An 18,091-nucleotide genomic window follows, 5' to 3' on the forward strand; every position below is an offset into this window, starting at 1 on the left:
AATGCAGTTGCATCCACAACAAGTTCTTTTTGTATTACAAGGCTTTAAGCGCCAGTTCAGTGGCTACTCAATCACAAACTCCAATTCAGCTTCAGAATTAGGCCCGGTTTGGTTTAACCAAAACGAATAGGTGCCAGCGGGTAAGGCCCCACTAAAACCTTGAGCTCCATCCAAGCTACCAATAGCAGGCAACATATTGGTATTGAGCTGCGACGCTCCATAGACAATACCTCCCAGAAGGTCTCCACTGGTGGTACTGTTTTCATCGGTGCTAAAGGCAGCGCCATTGACCATGCCCAAAAAGGCCAGATTACCAGAGGCTGCTGTAAAGCCGGTGAGATTGAGCTCCGTTAAGGAGCTGCCATTAGGCACCACAATGGTAAAATAGTCCACATCCCTGGGATCGCCCTGCTGATCGGCAATAACGATATTCGCCCCGACTTCCAGTGTAAAGGGCCCTTCGGGATTATTAAAGGCATCACTTAAATCACCATCGCTGTTCTCATCATGTTGGGTAACGGGGGTATTGTTTGGTGGATCTGTAGGACCGTAGCCATCATCTGAGCTACAGCTTAACACTAATAGTGCAATACACATACTTGTCATTAATTTTTTCATCATGCTTAGTTTTAATTGTTCTTTTTCAAAGATACGGATTAAACAGGGCCTAGTATAGTACTCAGATTTATTGGGGAGCCTGTTACTTTAATTTGTCACCCTGAACTTGATTCAGGGTCTCACGAGATGCTGAATTAAATTCAGCATGACAACTCAACTATAAACGATCTAGATGTCAAACTATTAATGATTATCTTGATACGTAATGCGTAAACTCCCCACATACCAATACCCAAAATTCATTAAAACCATCCGTATGGAAGGCAGCAACACCAAACGCTATGCCCTGCATCTGGAACTGGACAATCATGCGTCAGAATCCTTACTCGTGATCCTTAAAAACCCCAGTAGGGCCACAACACAGGTTTCAGACAAGACCGTGTTTAATGTGAGTAATTACGTCTACCAAAACCAAAACAAACACGAGGCCCTCAAGAGCATCGGATCCATTTCTATTGTCAACCTGATGCCGCACTACCAGACCCATTCGCATCTGTTGCAAAGTCAACACAAACGCCTTATGGATTCGAAAAATTTTGAAACAATTGATACCTTGTGCCGACATATTAATACCGTGATCATTGCCTGGGGAAATGCCCCCAAAGGATTGGATGACTCCTATGAACGAATGAAAGCCAAAATGCTCAACATATTAAAGACCCATAAGAACCAGGTGTATTATGTAAAGCAATTATCGGCTGCCGGTAATCCCAGACACGGACAAGTATGGGCTTATAAAGACCCTTTAATCGACATGCAATTATGAGTACCCCTACAGACATACAAATTACTTCCGAAGATCTGGAGCTGATCCAAAACGCCAAGCGCGATCTGGAAAATCTAGGCTTGTTGATGCGCGGATTTAATGCCTTGGGTAATAAAATTGAACGCGGCATGCAGGCCATTCCCCTTAAACAGCAGGAATGGTTACAAAAGCAGGTAAATAAAGCCCTGATGCTGGCGGTAAAAAGTAATCTGGCCACCATGGAAAAAGGCAAGCCCTTTAAAAAACCCTCTTCAAAAACCTATAAGGCGCTGGTGACCACCACTGGTATGGCCTCAGGAGCCTTTGGAGCTGCCACCGGTATTGGAACGGCCATATTTGCCTCGGAACTGGTGATCTCTACACAACTCATGATGCGCGCCATTCTGGATATGGCCCGAGCAGAAGGGGAAGACCTCAACTCCTTTGACACGCAATTGGCCGCCATGCAGGTCTTTGCCCTAGGAGGCTCCACCTATAAAACGGAGGGGATGGACACCTCATACTACACGAGTCGCGTGGCTTTGGATGCCGCCATACAAGGCGCCGCCAGTTTTATGAGTAGTAATGGCTTAAAGGGCCTGAGTAAACTATTGATGGGTAGTGGCAATCCATTGGTAAAATTATTAGGAGTCATTGCCGGTCGCTTTTCGGTGCAGGTATCAGAAAAGTTTGTGATGCAGGCCATCCCCGTCGCGGGTGCCCTGGGAGGAGGCTCTTTAAACTTTTTGTTTATCAACCACTTTCAAACCATGGCCCGCGCCCATTTTTGCATTCGCCGCCTCGAACGCCAGTATGGGAAGGAACTGGTGATGGAAACCTATGAGGGAATCCCAATGACACGTGAGAGTTAACGTTTCAAGGATCTTTAAAGCCTTAAAAGAGTAAACATACTGTCAGTTCGAGTGAACTGCCAATAGCAGTTTGTATCGAGAACTAGACTAAAATTTTTTACAAAAAAGACATCTCGATACAATTCTCATTGCATTCGAATCACTCGATTTGACTTTCTGTAGTTTAATGAGATGCTGAAATCGAAGATTCAGCGTAGCTAATCAAGTTCAGCATGACAAATACAAGTTACAATTACGTAGCTTAGCCATTATGCAACAATCCCCTATCACCGTCATTTGCGGACTTATCCGCAACCACCAAAACCAGTATTTCCTGGCCCGTCGTGCCGCACATAAAGACCATGCTGGGTTTTGGGAATTTCCTGGTGGTAAATTAGAACCCAATGAAACGCATCAAGCCTGTCTAAAACGGGAACTCATGGAAGAACTGGGTATGGAAGTGCGTGTGGGTCTACAAGCAGGAGACACCCATCACGACTTTGAGAACTTTAGCATCCACCTCGTCGCTTATCATTGCGATTTTGTTTCGGCCATCTACCAACTCAGTGACCATGATCACTATGAATGGGTTCCTGCCAGTAAGCTATTGGATTACCGCCTGGCGGCCTCGGATGTGGCTCTGGCTAGGTTACTAATGTCTTGATGAAGGGCCTTAGCGTCTTCGTCGGTTGTTATTAGAGCCTCTTGAATCTCTGTTTTTTTTGCGATTGGCAAAAAACTCTTGCTTTCGTCGCTGCTTTTCTTTTTCAAAATCTTTACGCTCTTGGGCCGTCATAGGGCTATCGGTCTGTGGAAATGGATGCGAAGTCACCTTCTCTATAGAAGCTTTAATGAGCTTCTCTATATCCTTAACATAGGCATTTTCCTCTGGCTCACATAAGGATAAGGCAATACCTTCCTCACCGGCACGTCCAGCACGTCCAATACGGTGCACATAGGTTTCTGGTTCGTTAGGGATGTCGTAGTTAATGACATAACGCAGCTGATTTATATCAATACCCCTGGCGGCAATATCAGTGGCTATGAGAAGACGAATGTCCTTATTCTTAAACTGCTTTAAGGCCTTTTGACGCTGGTTCTGGCTTTTACCACCATGAATTGCCGCGCAGCTAATGCCTTTCTTTTTTAAATCGCGTACAATCCTATCGGCCCCGTGTTTGGTTCGTGAAAATACCAGTGCCTGATCAAGATCAGGATTATTAAGTAAATGTAAGAGGAGGTCTTTTTTGGTCTTTTTATTGGTAGGGTATACAAATTGCTGCAAGGTCTCTGCCGTTGAGGATACCGCATTGACGGCCACCTTCTGTGGGTTGGTTAAGATCTGCTGCGACAGCTTTAATATGGTCTTGGGCATGGTCGCCGAAAAGAACAAGGATTGTCGTTGCCTGGGTAAAAGGGTTAGTAATTTCTTTATATCATGAATAAAGCCCATATCCAGCATACGGTCGGCCTCATCCAAAACAAAATACCCAACATCGTTAAGGCTAATATAACCCTGACTGATAAGATCCAATAATCGTCCTGGGGTAGCCACTAAGATATCCACACCGCGTCTTAAGGTAGCGACTTGGGCCTGCTGTTTTACCCCACCAAAAATAACAGTACTCTTGAGGGACGTATGCCTAGAATACGCGTTAAAATTATCACCAATCTGTATGGCCAACTCGCGGGTTGGTGTTACTACCAGCGCACGAATGGGACGTCTTCCTCTGCTTACCCCATCTTCCAATAGTTTTTGAATGATGGGTATGGCAAAGGCCGCTGTTTTTCCGGTTCCGGTTTGCGCACTTCCCAAAACATCCTGTCCTTTAAGTACATAAGGAATGGCCTTGGCCTGTATTGGAGTAGGCTCTGTATAACCTTGATCTTGAAGGGCCTTAATTATTGCTTTTTTTAAATCTAAGTCACTAAACCGCATGTAATTTCTAATGTTTACCGGGTTTATCCAAACCCAAATTGGTCGCGAAAGTACGCATATCAAACCCAGGAAGAAGGGTGTTTTAAGCATATTTATGTATAGCACCATCAAATTCGAATACGATTGATGCGGATTTTATAGAGGAGTAATCAAAAGCCGAAGAAAAAATTGAGCCTATCCAGACACCAACACCTGGATAGGCTCAACAAAACAACCAACTTAATTTTTTAGCGCAGCAAAGGCATTACCAATCGCTTCCCTGTAGGTCGTTGCCCCTGCAACTTTCTCTTAAAATCCGCATGCTGTTGCGTCTTTGCTTTTATCTGAAAGGTCTGAATGGCATTTCCATATAATTCGGCCTGACGTTTCAAGAACTGATGTTGATCCCAGAGTTCTTTTTTAATTCTGAGCTTATGTTGCGATAGTCCCGCTATTGATGCCATTTTTAACAACAAAGACACTATTAAAACCCCCGCTAGTCCAAAGGTTAACACCATTAATTCGGTCGCTAATCCAAATATAAACAGGTGTATTAAGGCCATAGCACATATGAGTTCGATCAACCAAATCTGCGTACCCTGTTTTGCCTTTTCATCTTCTTGTAATTTATCGACATCTGCTAAGGATAAACCGCGTTTGAGCTGCTGTATAAAAGCATTTAAATGCGCTAGTTTGTCAAGTATAGCCTCTGCACTTTCCTGATCTCCCTGCTGCAAATACGCCTGGGCCATCGCCTTGAGCTTTCGACTCACTCGTTTAAAATGCCGTAACAACTGCGCCAAATCCTGATGATCAATCTCCCCGGCAGCGCAGGTGGTCACTACCCATTTAAAAAAGGTCTCATATATGGTATGGGCAGCCGTTACCGCCTGTTTATCCATAGTGAATTTGGTGTGTACCAAATCGTTTAACTGATGGTGGTAACGATTTTTCTTGTGTGCCTTAAAATTCCCATGAAACAATTGGGCTACACTGTCTTGTTCTAAGCAATTAGCATCCCTAAATCCCTTGTCTACCAATAGGTTGTTAGACATCACTTTTCCAATATTTAAACCAATGTCTCTAACAATTGGCTTGCTAAATTCCGTTGTTTTCATACCTCGTGATTTAGTTTATTACTGTTATAAAATTATCTGAAAAACAAGCCTATAGCAGTGACACGAAATGTCATTGGCAATAAATTAACAGGTGTAAAGAGCGCTTGAAAAGTTGATTTAGACCGTTATTGTGTATCGAAATTGTACCTTTAAACCTCAACAACAAAACGATGCCCGCACTTGGATTAGGTACCGCTGCTATCGGTAGACCTCAGTACATTAACATTCGCCAAAACGGCTCCAAAAAAGAGCAGTCCTTGGAAGACTTTCGCCAACAGGGGCTTTATTTATTAGAAGCGGCTTACCAAAGTGGTATTCGGTATTTTGATACGGCCCCGGGTTATGGTATGGCCGAACAGTTACTACACGATTGGTTGCAACAGCATCCCCATGACGATGTGGAATTGGCTACTAAATGGGGCTATAAATACGTCGCCAATTTTGATCCCAATGCCACCGTCCATGAAGTTAAAGAACACAGTATTGACCTACTGAATACCCAATGGTCGCAATCCCAAGCTTTGTTACCAGAGCTGAGTACGCTTCAAATCCACTCAGCTACATTTGACTCAGGAGTGTTGCGTAACGAAGCGGTTTTAGATCGCCTGCAGGAGATCAAGACCAGTGGCATTAAAGTAGGTCTAAGCACCACCGGCGCCAGTCAGACAGACGTTTTAGAAGCAGCATTAGCCATTGAGCGCGAAGGAGAACCGTTATTTGAAGTGTTTCAGGTGACCTATAACATGCTGGACCAATCCCTGGCTAAACTCATGCCGCAACTACAAGACAAACGGGTGGTGATTAAAGAAGCTCTGGCTAACGGACGCATCTTTCCAAATACGCACTACCCACAATACCAGAGGCTATATGAGGCATTGGATACCCTGGCCAAAAACTATGACGTTGGTATTGATGCCATTGCCCTGCGTTATGCTATGGACAGTATTCAACCGTTTACGGTCCTAAGTGGTGCCGCACAAGCAGCCCATGTCAATGGCAATCTCAAGGTGCATGACTTTGCATTATCAGCTTCAGAAATAGAATTACTCAATAGTTTTAGAGTGCCTGCAGAAAACTATTGGACCGAGCGCAAACAACTTGGGTGGAATTGACATTCATGTGACGCTTTTCTATTTGCTCAGTTCTAAAGTTTATCTTTACCAAAACCTTCTTTATGAGTACTACCAAAAACATGGCGGTCTTAATTGATGCCGATAACATTCCTTCAGCTAACGTCAAAGAAATGATGGAAGAGATTACCAAATATGGAAATCCCACCATCAAACGTATTTATGGAGATTGGACCCATCCCCGGGTAAAAAAATGGAAAAACCTACTCCTTGAAAATGCCATTACCCCAGTACAGCAATACGCCTATACCGTAGGTAAAAACGCTACTGACTCTGCCATGATTATCGATGCCATGGATTTATTGTACTCCGGCAAAGTAGAAGGGTTTTGCCTGGTATCCAGCGACAGTGACTTTACCCGACTGGCCACTCGCTTACGTGAGGCGGGCATGTTGGTGATTGGTATTGGCGAGAAAAAAACGCCAGACCCTTTTATTGTGGCTTGTGATAAATTTATTTACATCGAAATTCTTGGTAGCCAGGAGGAGGATAAAGAGACCCGCACCAAGCGTAGAAAACCTAAAGTAGACAAAATTAGTAAGCGCGATATTGGCTTAATCAAATCCTCTATTCGTGATGTGTCCGATGATGACGGTTGGGCCTTTATGGGAGATGTTGGCAGTTTAATTCAAAAAAAACGTCCCAATTTTGATTCGAGAAATTATGGTTTTGACAAACTAACCCCGCTAATTAAATCCATTGGGCAGTTTGATATTGAACAGCGTGAAAACCCCAAAAGTCGTCACAAACTCATCTTTGTTAAGAATAAGTAAGGATTTTATTGTAGGACCCAACTAAGCACCGTACCTTGACCCCATAAGGTTTTTAAAGGTCCTTTTCTTTTTTTAAGCTCCCTTTCAGCGGTCTCTATGTAGCACTTAGGTTAACTTCTGTAATACTTATCAATTCAGGCCAGGTCGCTTTTATTAGCTATAACTCAAATTTAAATCCGTAAGAACGATGCTTAAAATTATTATTAAAGAAGGAGAAAATATAGATCGTGCCTTAAAACGCTATAAGCGCAAGGTTAAAAACGTTAAGCAAAGAGAAGAAATTCGCGAGCGTAAACACTTCACCAAACCCTCTGATAAAAAACGCCAACAACTTCAAAAAGCACAACACAAAGCGGCGTATTTAAGATCGCAAGGTCACGAGGACATTTAGAGTTCAAAAATACCTTGTTGTAGATGACCTCTTGACCATAATAATACCGATGGTGACATGGATGGGCTTATGATGCCCCTTTTATGTTAATTTAATGCTAAATCATTGTAGATCAACGATTTTTATTGGTTCTAAATCATCCAAAACGTATCTTGTGATCGTATATGTTATGTACTAAATCCCGAAGCAATGAAATTTGTTAACCATTTACGAAAAACTGTCGAAGAAGCTCCAAAACCCAAAGCTTCCAGACCAGTCGTTAGACCCAAAAAAAGGAGACCGTCTAAACAGGAAGGCACTCCAAAAGAAGACAACTTCTTGTTTATTTAATAGTATCACTCAAGGTACCACTCATTGACGCTGGAAAGGCAACTATTATAACCCTTTTCAGAGCTAAGCCTGTATCTATAAACCAAGGACATTTATTCAATGTGGTTAGTATTAGGGCAACAACAAACAAAGAAATTAGGTAGGTTCCTAAAACACGCCTGATAAATTGGTGCTCATATCCCTTGATTGTCACCTTATAAAAATTATAATAGACAAATACGCCAATTAATACTATTGACAGTAGCGCTACAAAAAACACATTAAGTGGCGGTAATTCTTCTCCGAGCACCCATGCTTCTTCGGTTAAACAAACGGGCATGGCCAGTAAGGCAGCACCAATCATAACCTGTAGAACATCGCGAGGTTTGAATTCGAGCATAATTGGTTTTAAAGCATAACTAATGACATTGCCCTTGTGATCCGCAACAGGAATTACCCGATGCAAATAACCACTGATGCGCTTAATGGTGGTTTCATGTGTGTGAATCTTATCCATATATTAAAATTTTAAGATCAAGCTTGCTTAAAGATACTAATCTCCTGGTTCCCTTCCCATAAAAGTTTTTTGCCAAGGCAACCATTTTTTTAGTAAAAGCGTCTATCTCTTTGTAATCATTAATCAATCAAAAAAATGAACAGAACACTACTTTTATGGAGCGCTCTTGGCCTTTTACATTTGGGGCAGGCCCAATCCTTCACCCGACAACAGCGGCAGGATCACCTGCAGCGTCTTCAGGATTCCACAAGCTGGGATACGACTACTTTTGAAATAGATAAGCAATTGATAGGTATGGATATGGCTGGCCCTTTTGAACTAGCTGCCTATCCGGTACCTAAATACGAACTGCTAACTGGTGATGCCGAAGTGGCCATGGGTCAAAAAGATTACCAATATGAAGTGGCTGGAAAACACCTCTACTCGAGTAACTTTTATGTCTACAACAATCCGGTAAATCAGGCTATGCTAGGCGATTTACCCAATATGGTATTCTTTCAGATTCTAGTGGTAGGCTCCACTGCTGATCGCGATGCACAAGCCATCGCCCTATCTCGTAACCATCCAGATTACTACGGGCAGGGGTATATAAGAGGTCCAAAAGCCAACATTGAATACGCCGCCTTTATTACGGCCGAAGGTGAGGCTTTTGCCATTGTCAACACCCGATTGTTCCATCTTAACCAAGGGCGCACCATTATTATTGCCCCCCAGGAGGATGGTAGTCTGCGATCCTTACAGTTAGACAGTCCCGACATGACCTCAAAATCAATGGACAAGCTCACACAAGATATCCTGAAAAAACAGGCGATTTTGAACTTTATTAGTGCATCAGGAACCATCTGATAATCGGGGCTTAAGGCCTCTTGACGATTGTCTTTAACTTTTAATTAAGATTATTTTGAAGGGATAGCGCATTTTTCTACATTTGAGAGAATTGCTATTTCAATCCATGAGACATTTATCATTTATCCTTGTAGCACTATTAATAGTAAGCTGCAAAAAAGACGAAGGCCCCCAACAATTACCACCTCAAAAAATTCCGGTTGTTAAAGCTGAGCAAAGCGATGTTCCCATTTACGAGGAACTAGTTGGTCAGATATACGGATTAAAAGACATCCCTATTAGGGCTAGAGTCGACGGTTTTCTCGAAAAAATTTCTTTCGATGAGGGAACTCGTGTAACGCGCGGGCAGCTATTGTACAGTATTGACCCCGATCCGTTTTTAGCTCAGGTAGCAGCACAACAGAGTACGGTGGCCCAAATGCAAACCATGAAGGTGAATGCTAAAAATGAGTTGGAGCGTTACAAGCCTCTAGCTGAGATTAATGCGGTGAGTCAGTCCGATCTGGATGCGGCGCAAGCCACCTATGATGCCTCCATTGCTTCTGAAGAAGCTGCAAGAGCCAACTTGGAACAGGCGAATATACGACTCAGTTATACCGAAATACGAAGCCCCATTGAAGGGCTCATAGGAAAGACCGAAGCCCGAGAAGGTGAATATGTGGGTAAAGAACCCAATCCTGTCATCCTTAATACGGTGTCTAGAATTGATACGGTGCGCGTACAATTCTCAATATCCGAAGCCAAATACCTCGAATTAGCCAGAGAATTTCGAAAGAATAAAACGGCAGAACAAATCTCTAAAGAGGTTAAAGAAGGAAAAGTGAAACCATTTGTTGAGCTAATTCTTGCCGATGGTAGTATTTATGAAGAAAAAGGGGGGATTGATTTTGTAGATGCCCAGATAAACGCGTCTACAGGATCCTTATTAATCCAAGCTAGTTTCCCCAATTCATCCTTGATTTTACGTCCCGGATTGTATGCCAAAGTGCGCTTGCAATTAGGTATTGCTAAAGATGCTATTGTTTTACCACAACGTTGTTTAATTGAACTGCAAGGGCAATATTCCGTGATGTTGGTTGGGCCGGACAACAAAGTGGTTTCCGCCCCAGTGACCTTAGGTCCAAAAATGGGAGATATGGTCATTATTTCTAAAGGATTAAAAGATGGAGATCAAGTGGTGATCGATGCCATTCAAAAAGTTAGACCGGAGATGGAGGTGGTTCCTGTAGCCAGCGAATTCAAGAGTAAAACAGCAGAATAGCCATGGCAGAAAGCAAAGGGAATTTATTTGTACACAGACCTATTGTGGCCATGGTAATTGCCATAGTCATCGTTATTGTAGGTGGGGTGTCGGTGATTGGATTGGCCATTGAGCAATATCCTAATTTAACGCCTCCAATTGTAGAAGTACGAGGCACCTATACCGGTGCTAATGCTACTAATGTGGAAGAATCGGTAGCCACACCTATAGAACAGGAAATGAATGGGGTGGACAACATGATCTACATGAAGTCTACCAATGCCAATGATGGTACCATGGTGGTGCAGGTCTCTTTTGATGTAGGGACCGACCCCGACATGAATACCGTTTTAGCACAAAACCGGGTGTCGGCGGCTTCGGCCAAATTACCAGCCTCGGTAACCAAATACGGGGTGACCACTAAAAAGTCACTACCCAATATTTTAATGCTGGTAACCTTAACAACCAGCAATCCTGCGCATAACAACTCGGACTTTCTTGGGAACTACGGTCTTATAAATATTAAGGATCAACTGGCTCGGGTACCTGGTTTAGGCCGTGTGGACGTTATGGGTGCGGCCAACTACTCGATGCGTATCTGGATCAAACCAGACCTATTAGCGATCAGAGGTATTACGGTTCCTGAAATTGTAAATGCCATCAACGAACAAAACGTCATTGTTCCTGGTGGTAAGTTTGGTGCAGAACCCGCTCCTCCTGGAACGGAATTTACCTATACGGTGCGCCTACCTGAGCGTTTTAATTCGCCCGAGGCCTTTGAAGAAATTGTTATTAGAACCCTGCCCGACGGCTCGCAAACTAAAATTGGTGATGTGGCCAGAGTGGCGCTTGGTGTGGAAACCTATAATATGATTCCGCGCCTGGGAACTAAGACCGAAGATGGAGAAGTCAACTCAAGAGCGGCAGCCATTGTTGCCCTTTATCAGGCTCCAGGGTCAAATGCCGTGGAATTGGCAGAAAATATTAAGGCCGAGATGGCCGAACTAAGTAAGGGCTTCCCTGAAGGGATGACCTATGATGTGTCACTGGATTCAACCTTACCAATCACCGCTGGTATTAAAGATATTGTAGTCACCTTGGTTATTGCACTGGTTCTAGTGGTACTGGTGGTATTTATATTTATTCAGGATTGGCGGGCAACCTTGATTCCAACCTTAGCCATTCCGGTATCCTTGGTAGGAGCCTTTATCTTTTTCCCCATATTAGGGTTCACCATTAATGTACTATCCTTATTAGGTTTGGTATTAGCCATTGGTATTGTGGTGGATGATGCCATTGTGGTGGTAGAAGCCGTACAGGTAAATATTGATTCTGGTATGAATCCTAAAGAGGCAACACTGGATGCCATGCGTAAAGTAACCGCACCTGTAATTGCCACGACCCTGGTGTTGGTGGCTGTATTTATACCCGTTGCAGGTATGGCAGGTATCACAGGTATTCTATACCAGCAATTTGCTATTACCATTGTGGTATCCGTTTTGGTATCATCGGTCAATGCCTTGACACTGAGTCCGGCCTTATGTAGTATCTTATTGAAAAAGCCAGAGCCTTATGGTGGGTTGCTTGGTAAATTTTTCGGCGGTTTTAACCGCTGGATGGAGAAATCTACAAACAGTTATATGTCTGTAACCTCTACCCTTACAGGCAAATTAAAACGAGGGGTAATATTCATTGTAGCGCTAACTATAGGGGCTGGAGTCATCGGTTCTATGGTACCAGGTGGTTTTATTCCTGAGGAGGATATGGGTTATTTCTATGTTAATGTGCAATTACCTGATGCCTCCTCATTGCAGCGGTCTGATGAGATAGGAAATAAGGTGGAAACCATGTTAATGAACATTCCTGAGGTTGAATATGTTACCAACGCTACTGGTTACAACTTATTATCAGGATCCATGGCCACCAACAACGCTTTTATGTTTGTTACCTTGAAAGATTGGGGGGAACGCGATTATACAGCTAAGGAGCTCATAGATCGCATTAACATTCGCCTTGCTATGGAAATAAGTGGTGCGCAGGCCTTCGCCTTTGGGCCACCTGCCATCCCCGGACTTGGTAATGGTTCTGGGTTTAGTATTATGATTCAGGACAAGGGAGGTAACACTCCACAATACCTGTCGGACAATACCATGAAGTTTATTCAGGCGGCCAACGCTCGCCCGGAAATTGGAAAAGCTTTTACCACCTTCCAAAGTCGAGTACCGCAGCGCTTTATGGATATTGACAAAGAAAAAGCATTAAAACTAGGGGTATCTCTTAACGACCTTTACAATACGATTGGAGCCTTTATGGGAGGTACCTATGTGAATGATTTTACACGATTTGGACGTTTGTATAAAACCTATATCCAGGCAGAAAGCGAATATCGTGTGGACGAATCTAAAATTGAAAACTTCTTTGTGCAAAACAATCAGGGTGAGATGGTACCACTGTCTACCTTGGCCACCATCAAGTCCACTTCGGGTCCGGATTATACCGTGCGTTTTAATCTGTTTAGAGCAGTTGAAGTTACTGGAGGTCCTGCCCCCGGTTACACCTCAGCACAAGCCATGCAAGCTTTAAAAGAGGTGGCGGCCGAAACCTTACCGGGAGATATGACGACCTCCTGGAATGCCATGAGTTTCCAGGAAAATAAAGCCTCTGGTTCCTTAGGAATTATCCTCACCTTCTCATTGGTGTTTGTATTCTTAATTCTGGCAGCACAGTACGAGAGTTGGAGTTTACCATTTGCCATTCTCCTGGGTACACCATTTGCTATTTTTGGAGCCCTGGCCTTTTTATGGATTGCGCGATTCTTTAGTATCAGTTTTGAGAATAACATTTTTGCGCAGGTTTCTTTTGTAATGCTCATTGGTATGGCTGCTAAGAATGCCATCCTTATTGTAGAATTTGCCAATGAAGAGTTTCAAAAAGGCTTATCCTTATATGATGCAGCCGTAAAAGCCGCTAAATCCCGATTTAGGCCTATTCTTATGACGGCCTTCTCATTCATACTTGGGGTATTCCCATTAGTTGTGGCATCGGGTACTGGTGCCGAAGCACGAAAGGTAATGGGTATGGCCCTCTTAGGAGGTATGACCATAGCTACCCTTTTAGGGGTCTTTTTCTATCCAATGTTATTCCTGTTAATTGGAAAAATTGGCAAGTATGAAGAGAAGCGTGAGAAGGCGCAAAGCATGAACCAAATACCAGAAGCAGAATGAAAAAACTAGTCTACATATTAGTGATTGCTGCTTTACTTCAAGCTTGTAAGGCAGGAAAAAATTATAAAGGAACTGAATTTAATCAGCCCACCTCCTACCGTATGCAGGATACCCTTCGTACCGTGGCTTATGACACGATTAATACCGATTCCTTACAGTTAGAAACCTCCAATCTGAGATGGTGGAAAATGTATAACGACCCCGTTTTGGATACCTTGGTCAAGGAAGCTTTTGCTAACAACCGAAATGCTTTAATCGCGGCTGAAAACGTGCTACAGTCACGCTACGCCTTAAAGATTCAAAATGCAGAAATGCTGCCAAAATTCAATGCTGATTTTCAGGCAACTAGAGGGAATTTCTTATTAAACCAGGTTGGGCCAACTAGTAATTTATTACTAGGTACCGCTGGCGTTAGTTGGGAAATTGACATCTGGGGGAAATTCAGACGCTTATCGGAGGCCGCCAGAGCAGATCTCGTAGCATCTGAGTATGGCTACCGTGGTATTATGATTGCCTTGGTAAGTGATGTGGCAAGTAATTATTTTGACCTTTTACGTGCCAAAAAGCAATACGAAATTGCCAAACGCAATGCCAAATCACGAGACAGTATGACGCAAATTATACAAGCGCGTTATGATAAGGGCATTGTACCAATGATTGATGTGGATCAGGCAAAAATCCAGTATGCTATTGCAGCAGGTGCCATTCCTCAATACAGACGTCAAATTGTACAACTTGAAAATAGTATTAGCATTTTACTCGGTAAAAATCCAGGACCCATTGAAACGGGCAAAGCCCTTTCTGAACAAAATGATGACTTGGAATTGCCATTAGAAACTCCGGTTCAATTACTCGCCAGGCGTCCAGATGTGATTCAGGCAGAATACGGAGTCATTGCTCAGAATGCAATTACGGGTGCTGCCAAGGCTAATAGATTACCCTCATTGAGTTTAACAGGTATCGTAGGGATAGCGGCTCCTTCTTTTAGTCAATTGACCTTAAAAGATCCGCTTTGGAATTTAGGTGGTAGTCTATTGGCTCCGTTGTTTTATTTTGGTCAATTACAGCGCCAGGTAGACATTGAGGAAAGTAGAACCTTCCAGGCGGTTTACCAATATCAAAATACCGTCTTTGGCGCGGTAGCCGAAGTAGAAGATTTATTAATTGCCATAAGCACAACTAAAGAAGAAATTGCCATAGCACAAGAACGACGACGCGTCGCCTTGGAAGCTCAATTCCTGGCACGTGAGCGTTACGATAAAGGGGTGACGAGTTATCTAGAATTTCTGGAACAACAGCGGCAAGCCTTTGATGCTGAGTTGTTATTGGAAGACCTTCGAGCGGTATTATTAACCAATCAAGTGCAATTGTATAAAGCACTTGGTGGTGGTTGGTTAAGCGAAGAGGAAGAACAGGCGGCTGCTGAAGCTGAGGCTGAAGCCCAAGCTAATAACAACGATTAAGCTAAACTGGCATTAATAGAAGAAGCTTCAAAAGCATAGCGCTGCAATTTTTGCAGCGTTTCTTTTTTGTCGCTAGTGTTCACCAATACCGAAATATTATTATTGCTACCTCCATAGGCAATCATGCGCACGTTGACATCCTGTAACACCTGAAATAATGCTGGAGTATCCGGATGGTGAATGATATTATTTCCCACCATGCACACAATACTCATGTAGTCGTCCACCTCAACGGTAGCAAATTTTTCCAGGGCTTCAATTATCTCGTTCAATCGACTCGTATCATCTATGGTCAAGGATACTGCAATCTCCGAAGTGGTAATCATATCAATAGATGTCTCGTAGGTTTCAAAAACCTCAAACACCTTCTTAAGAAAACCGTGGGCTAGTAACATCCGAACTGATTTTATCTTGATAGCCGTAATGCCATCTTTGGCGGCAATCGCCTTAATTCCCTCACCGTGAATTTCATTATTAATAGTAGTACCGGCAGCCTTAGGGTCCATGGTGTTTTTTAACTTCAAGGGTATATTTAAGTTCCGTAAGGGCAATACTGTTTGTGGATGTAAAATTTTAGCTCCAAAATAGGCCAACTCTGCTGCTTCATCAAAACTTAAATGCGACAGAGATTGGGTGTGATGCACATGCCGTGGATCGTTGTTATGGAAGCCATCGATATCCGTCCAGATTTGAACTTCTTGGGCATTAATGGCCGCTCCGATAATGGTTGCTGTATAATCACTGCCACCCCGCTGAAGATTGGCAATTTTCCCTTCGGCATCTAAACAAACAAACCCTTGGGTTATATAGAAATCTGCCTTAGGCTGTTGCGCAATCAACCGACGTAAGTTTTGCTGAATGTAAAAATTATCAGGTTCATTCATTCGATCGATACGCATAAACTCAAGCGCAGGAAGTAATACCACTGAATGCCCTTCCTGTTGCAAAAAGCGGCTAAACATATAAGTAGATAGGAGTTCTCCTTGGGCGACAATCGTATTATGCAACAGTTGAGAATGGGGTACGGCCACCGCATCTGTTAAGGTTTGAAAAATGGCATTAACATAAGCTGATGTTTCCTGACGCAATGGTTGGTCATGAAGCAATTCATAGACTGTTGTTTGATAGGATTCATTCAGCTGATGTAACTGAATTATGGCCGATTCTTTATCTCCATTTGCAATGCTCTGCGATAACTTGACCAAGGCATTAGTTGTACCTGACATCGCCGATAACACCACCAGTTTTTGTTCTTCGCCTTGAATTATCTCTTTGACATGGTTCATGTTTTGAACCGATCCGACTGAGGTGCCTCCAAATTTATATACCAACATTATGTATCATTTTAAAACCACGAAATTAGGCCCCTCCTGAGATGCGACCATAAAAACTAGAAAATTTATATAAATTTGCACAAATTGTTAATTAATTAACATGAAGACTATTTCAGCCTGTGTCCAAGAGTTGCTAATCCAGCAACCCTTTTTGGAGGAAGCCATCTCCAGGCATATTATAAATTACTCGGCTTTAGCAGAAGAACTACAACCCACCATAGCCTCTATGCTAAAAAAACCCGTGAAATCTGGAGCCATAATGATGGCCTTGCGACGTTTTCAACCTCCGCAGCGTCTGCGCTCAGAAAAGAAACTAAAAACCAGTCTACAACAGTTAGGTGACATTACCGTAAGATCGCGTTTGGTAGACCTTACCTTTCAGAACTCAAGTAGTCTTGTGCACAACCACGCTCAAATACTAGAGGTGATTAATCCCAAAGCGTTTTACGCTTTCTCAAGAGGATTGTATGAGAGCAACCTAGTTGTCTCAGAGTCTGAGTTGCCCTTGGTTGAAACCAAGTTTTCCGAGGAAAATCTATTAGGTAGGCAGGACCAACTTTCGGCCATAAGCATTCGCTTACCAGAAAACAATTCTGAAATTCCTGGGCTGTATTACCACATTTTTAAGCGCTTTGCATGGGAGGGCATATCACTCTATGAAGTTATCTCAACCACCAATGAATTTACCGTATTGGTAAAAGATCATATTGTGGATTTAGCCTTTGGAATCATTAAGAATTTAAAAGCTTAAGGTGTTCTTTGCAGTTTTTTTGTAAATTTCTACATATTAAGGACTTAATTAAAACCCTATGCTCCCATTATCCCCGAAGTCTTGTCTTAGTCTTTTAGTCATTTTAAGCTTGATGACGTCTTGTAAAGAAAGTTCAAAATCCGATACGGAAACGGCAACAGAATTATCTTCTGGTGATACTAGTGAAAATGCCCTGGATTGGAATGGGCAATACAAAGGTGTTTTGCCTTGTGACGACTGTTCGGGAATTGCAACCACCTTAACCTTGCGTTCCGATGGTGATTTTCGAAGAGTAGAATTTTACAAAGACAAGTCGCAACAAGCTATTGTTGAACGCGGTAGTTTTAGTTGGGTTGATGCAGGCTCTGTAATTATATTAGCCCTTGAGGATGGCCGTACACAAGGCTATAAAGTAGGTGAAAATCAGCTCTGGCATCTAGACGAGAACCTTCAGCAGATTTCTGACTCTCTGGCTGATCAATACATCTTATACAAAAACCGAATGGATCTAGCTTTGGAAAATAAGAAGTGGGTTTTAAAAGAACTCATGGGACAGCCCATTGAATTACAAGAAGGACAAAAAGAGGCTTATTTGATTTTTAACTCAGAGAATGCCATGGTAAGTGGTAATAATGGTTGTAATCAAATTTCTATGGGGTATGAACTCCTGGAGGGCAATAGGTTTAAGCTGGCGCCGGGCATTACGACCCTTATGGCCTGTCCATACGAGAATATCTCAGATCAACTCAACGAGGTTTTAGATAGAGCTGATAATTACACTGTAAGTAATGATGAGTTGCATTTGAATAAAGCGCGGATGGCACCATTAGCTAAATTTAAATTCGTTCCTGAAACACCCTAAG

General features: G+C 42.8%; 18 protein-coding genes. 13 read left to right on the top strand and 5 right to left on the bottom strand.

What is annotated here, in order from left to right; genetic code table 11:
* Nucleotides 1-63: 63 nt before the first annotated feature.
* Nucleotides 64-618, bottom strand: coding sequence for a hypothetical protein (locus tag DN064_RS00160; RefSeq protein ID WP_115460590.1), 555 nt, complete (start codon nt 616-618; stop codon nt 64-66).
* A 205-nt stretch (nt 619-823) separates the two neighbouring features.
* On the opposite strand from DN064_RS00160, the gene DN064_RS00165 reads away from it, so the two are divergent.
* The 3 genes from DN064_RS00165 (at nt 824) to DN064_RS00175 (ending at nt 2,878) form a co-directional block, all read left to right on the top strand.
* Nucleotides 824-1,384 carry a DUF1643 domain-containing protein gene (locus tag DN064_RS00165; protein WP_115460591.1) on the top strand — a complete coding sequence of 187 codons (561 nt, stop codon included), beginning with the start codon at nt 824-826 and terminating at the stop codon, nt 1,382-1,384.
* Nucleotides 1,381-2,235: an EcsC family protein gene (locus tag DN064_RS00170; protein ID WP_115460592.1), complete on the top strand. Its 855-nt coding sequence runs from the start codon at nt 1,381-1,383 to the stop codon at nt 2,233-2,235. Before DN064_RS00165 ends, DN064_RS00170 begins: the two co-directional genes overlap by 4 nt.
* A 250-nt stretch (nt 2,236-2,485) precedes the next feature.
* Nucleotides 2,486-2,878: a (deoxy)nucleoside triphosphate pyrophosphohydrolase gene (locus tag DN064_RS00175; protein WP_115460593.1), complete on the top strand. Its 393-nt coding sequence runs from the start codon at nt 2,486-2,488 to the stop codon at nt 2,876-2,878.
* A gap of 9 nt (nt 2,879-2,887) precedes the next feature.
* Here DN064_RS00175 and DN064_RS00180 read toward each other — a convergent pair whose 3' ends face one another.
* Together DN064_RS00180 and DN064_RS00185 are read right to left on the bottom strand one after the other, a co-directional pair.
* A complete protein-coding gene (locus tag DN064_RS00180; protein ID WP_115460594.1) occupies nt 2,888-4,153 on the bottom strand; it encodes a DEAD/DEAH box helicase in 1,266 nt (421 codons plus the stop codon).
* 227 nt (nt 4,154-4,380) lie between these two features.
* Nucleotides 4,381-5,250: a hypothetical protein gene (locus DN064_RS00185; protein ID WP_115460595.1), complete on the bottom strand. Its 870-nt coding sequence runs from the start codon at nt 5,248-5,250 to the stop codon at nt 4,381-4,383.
* Nucleotides 5,251-5,420: 170 nt separating this feature from the next.
* Between DN064_RS00185 and DN064_RS00190 the strand changes: the two genes are divergently transcribed.
* From DN064_RS00190 to DN064_RS14115, 4 genes are all read left to right on the top strand, one after another.
* Nucleotides 5,421-6,362 (top strand): aldo/keto reductase, encoded by a 942-nt coding sequence (locus tag DN064_RS00190; RefSeq protein ID WP_115460596.1) that lies wholly within the window; start codon nt 5,421-5,423, stop codon nt 6,360-6,362.
* A gap of 62 nt (nt 6,363-6,424) precedes the next feature.
* Complete coding sequence (locus DN064_RS00195; protein WP_115460597.1) at nt 6,425-7,153, top strand: NYN domain-containing protein; 729 nt, start codon at nt 6,425-6,427, stop codon at nt 7,151-7,153.
* Between the two features lie 187 nt (nt 7,154-7,340).
* Nucleotides 7,341-7,544, top strand: coding sequence for a 30S ribosomal protein S21 (gene rpsU / locus DN064_RS00200; protein ID WP_115460598.1), 204 nt, complete (start codon nt 7,341-7,343; stop codon nt 7,542-7,544).
* Nucleotides 7,545-7,733: 189 nt separating this feature from the next.
* Nucleotides 7,734-7,874 (top strand): hypothetical protein, encoded by a 141-nt coding sequence (locus DN064_RS14115; RefSeq protein ID WP_157962184.1) that lies wholly within the window; start codon nt 7,734-7,736, stop codon nt 7,872-7,874.
* Here the strand turns inward: DN064_RS14115 and DN064_RS00205 are convergent.
* Nucleotides 7,867-8,370 (bottom strand): DUF2391 family protein, encoded by a 504-nt coding sequence (locus DN064_RS00205; RefSeq protein ID WP_115460599.1) that lies wholly within the window; start codon nt 8,368-8,370, stop codon nt 7,867-7,869. The genes DN064_RS14115 and DN064_RS00205 overlap by 8 nt on opposite strands.
* Nucleotides 8,371-8,505: 135 nt before the next feature.
* Here DN064_RS00205 and DN064_RS00210 point away from each other — a divergent pair, with 135 nt between their 5' ends.
* From DN064_RS00210 to DN064_RS00225, 4 genes are all read left to right on the top strand, one after another.
* The gene (locus DN064_RS00210; protein ID WP_115460600.1) at nt 8,506-9,216 is read left to right on the top strand and encodes a hypothetical protein; all 711 of its coding nucleotides are present in this window, start codon (nt 8,506-8,508) and stop codon (nt 9,214-9,216) included.
* A gap of 106 nt (nt 9,217-9,322) precedes the next feature.
* A complete protein-coding gene (locus DN064_RS00215; RefSeq protein ID WP_115460601.1) occupies nt 9,323-10,477 on the top strand; it encodes an efflux RND transporter periplasmic adaptor subunit in 1,155 nt (384 codons plus the stop codon).
* Nucleotides 10,478-10,479: 2 nt separating this feature from the next.
* Entirely contained in the window at nt 10,480-13,680 is a 3,201-nt protein-coding gene (locus DN064_RS00220; protein WP_115460602.1) for an efflux RND transporter permease subunit, read from the top strand.
* The gene (locus tag DN064_RS00225; RefSeq protein WP_115460603.1) at nt 13,677-15,143 is read left to right on the top strand and encodes an efflux transporter outer membrane subunit; all 1,467 of its coding nucleotides are present in this window, start codon (nt 13,677-13,679) and stop codon (nt 15,141-15,143) included. The genes DN064_RS00220 and DN064_RS00225 overlap by 4 nt, the downstream gene beginning before the upstream one ends.
* On the opposite strand, the gene DN064_RS00230 is transcribed toward DN064_RS00225, so the two are convergent.
* On the bottom strand, nt 15,140-16,477 hold the full coding sequence (locus tag DN064_RS00230) for an aspartate kinase (RefSeq protein WP_115460604.1): 1,338 nt from the start codon (nt 16,475-16,477) through the stop codon (nt 15,140-15,142). The two genes, DN064_RS00225 and DN064_RS00230, sit on opposite strands and share 4 nt — an antisense overlap.
* 100 nt (nt 16,478-16,577) lie before the next feature.
* Between DN064_RS00230 and DN064_RS00235 the strand changes: the two genes are divergently transcribed.
* Entirely contained in the window at nt 16,578-17,228 is a 651-nt protein-coding gene (locus tag DN064_RS00235) for a hypothetical protein (protein ID WP_115460605.1), read from the top strand.
* Nucleotides 17,229-17,340: 112 nt separating this feature from the next.
* A complete protein-coding gene (locus DN064_RS00240; protein WP_198659378.1) occupies nt 17,341-18,090 on the top strand; it encodes a copper resistance protein NlpE N-terminal domain-containing protein in 750 nt (249 codons plus the stop codon).
* Nucleotide 18,091: the final 1 nt, after the last annotated feature.

This window comes from Winogradskyella aurantiaca (assembly GCF_003362725.1).
In the GTDB taxonomy this organism is placed as follows: domain Bacteria; phylum Bacteroidota; class Bacteroidia; order Flavobacteriales; family Flavobacteriaceae; genus Winogradskyella_A; species Winogradskyella_A aurantiaca.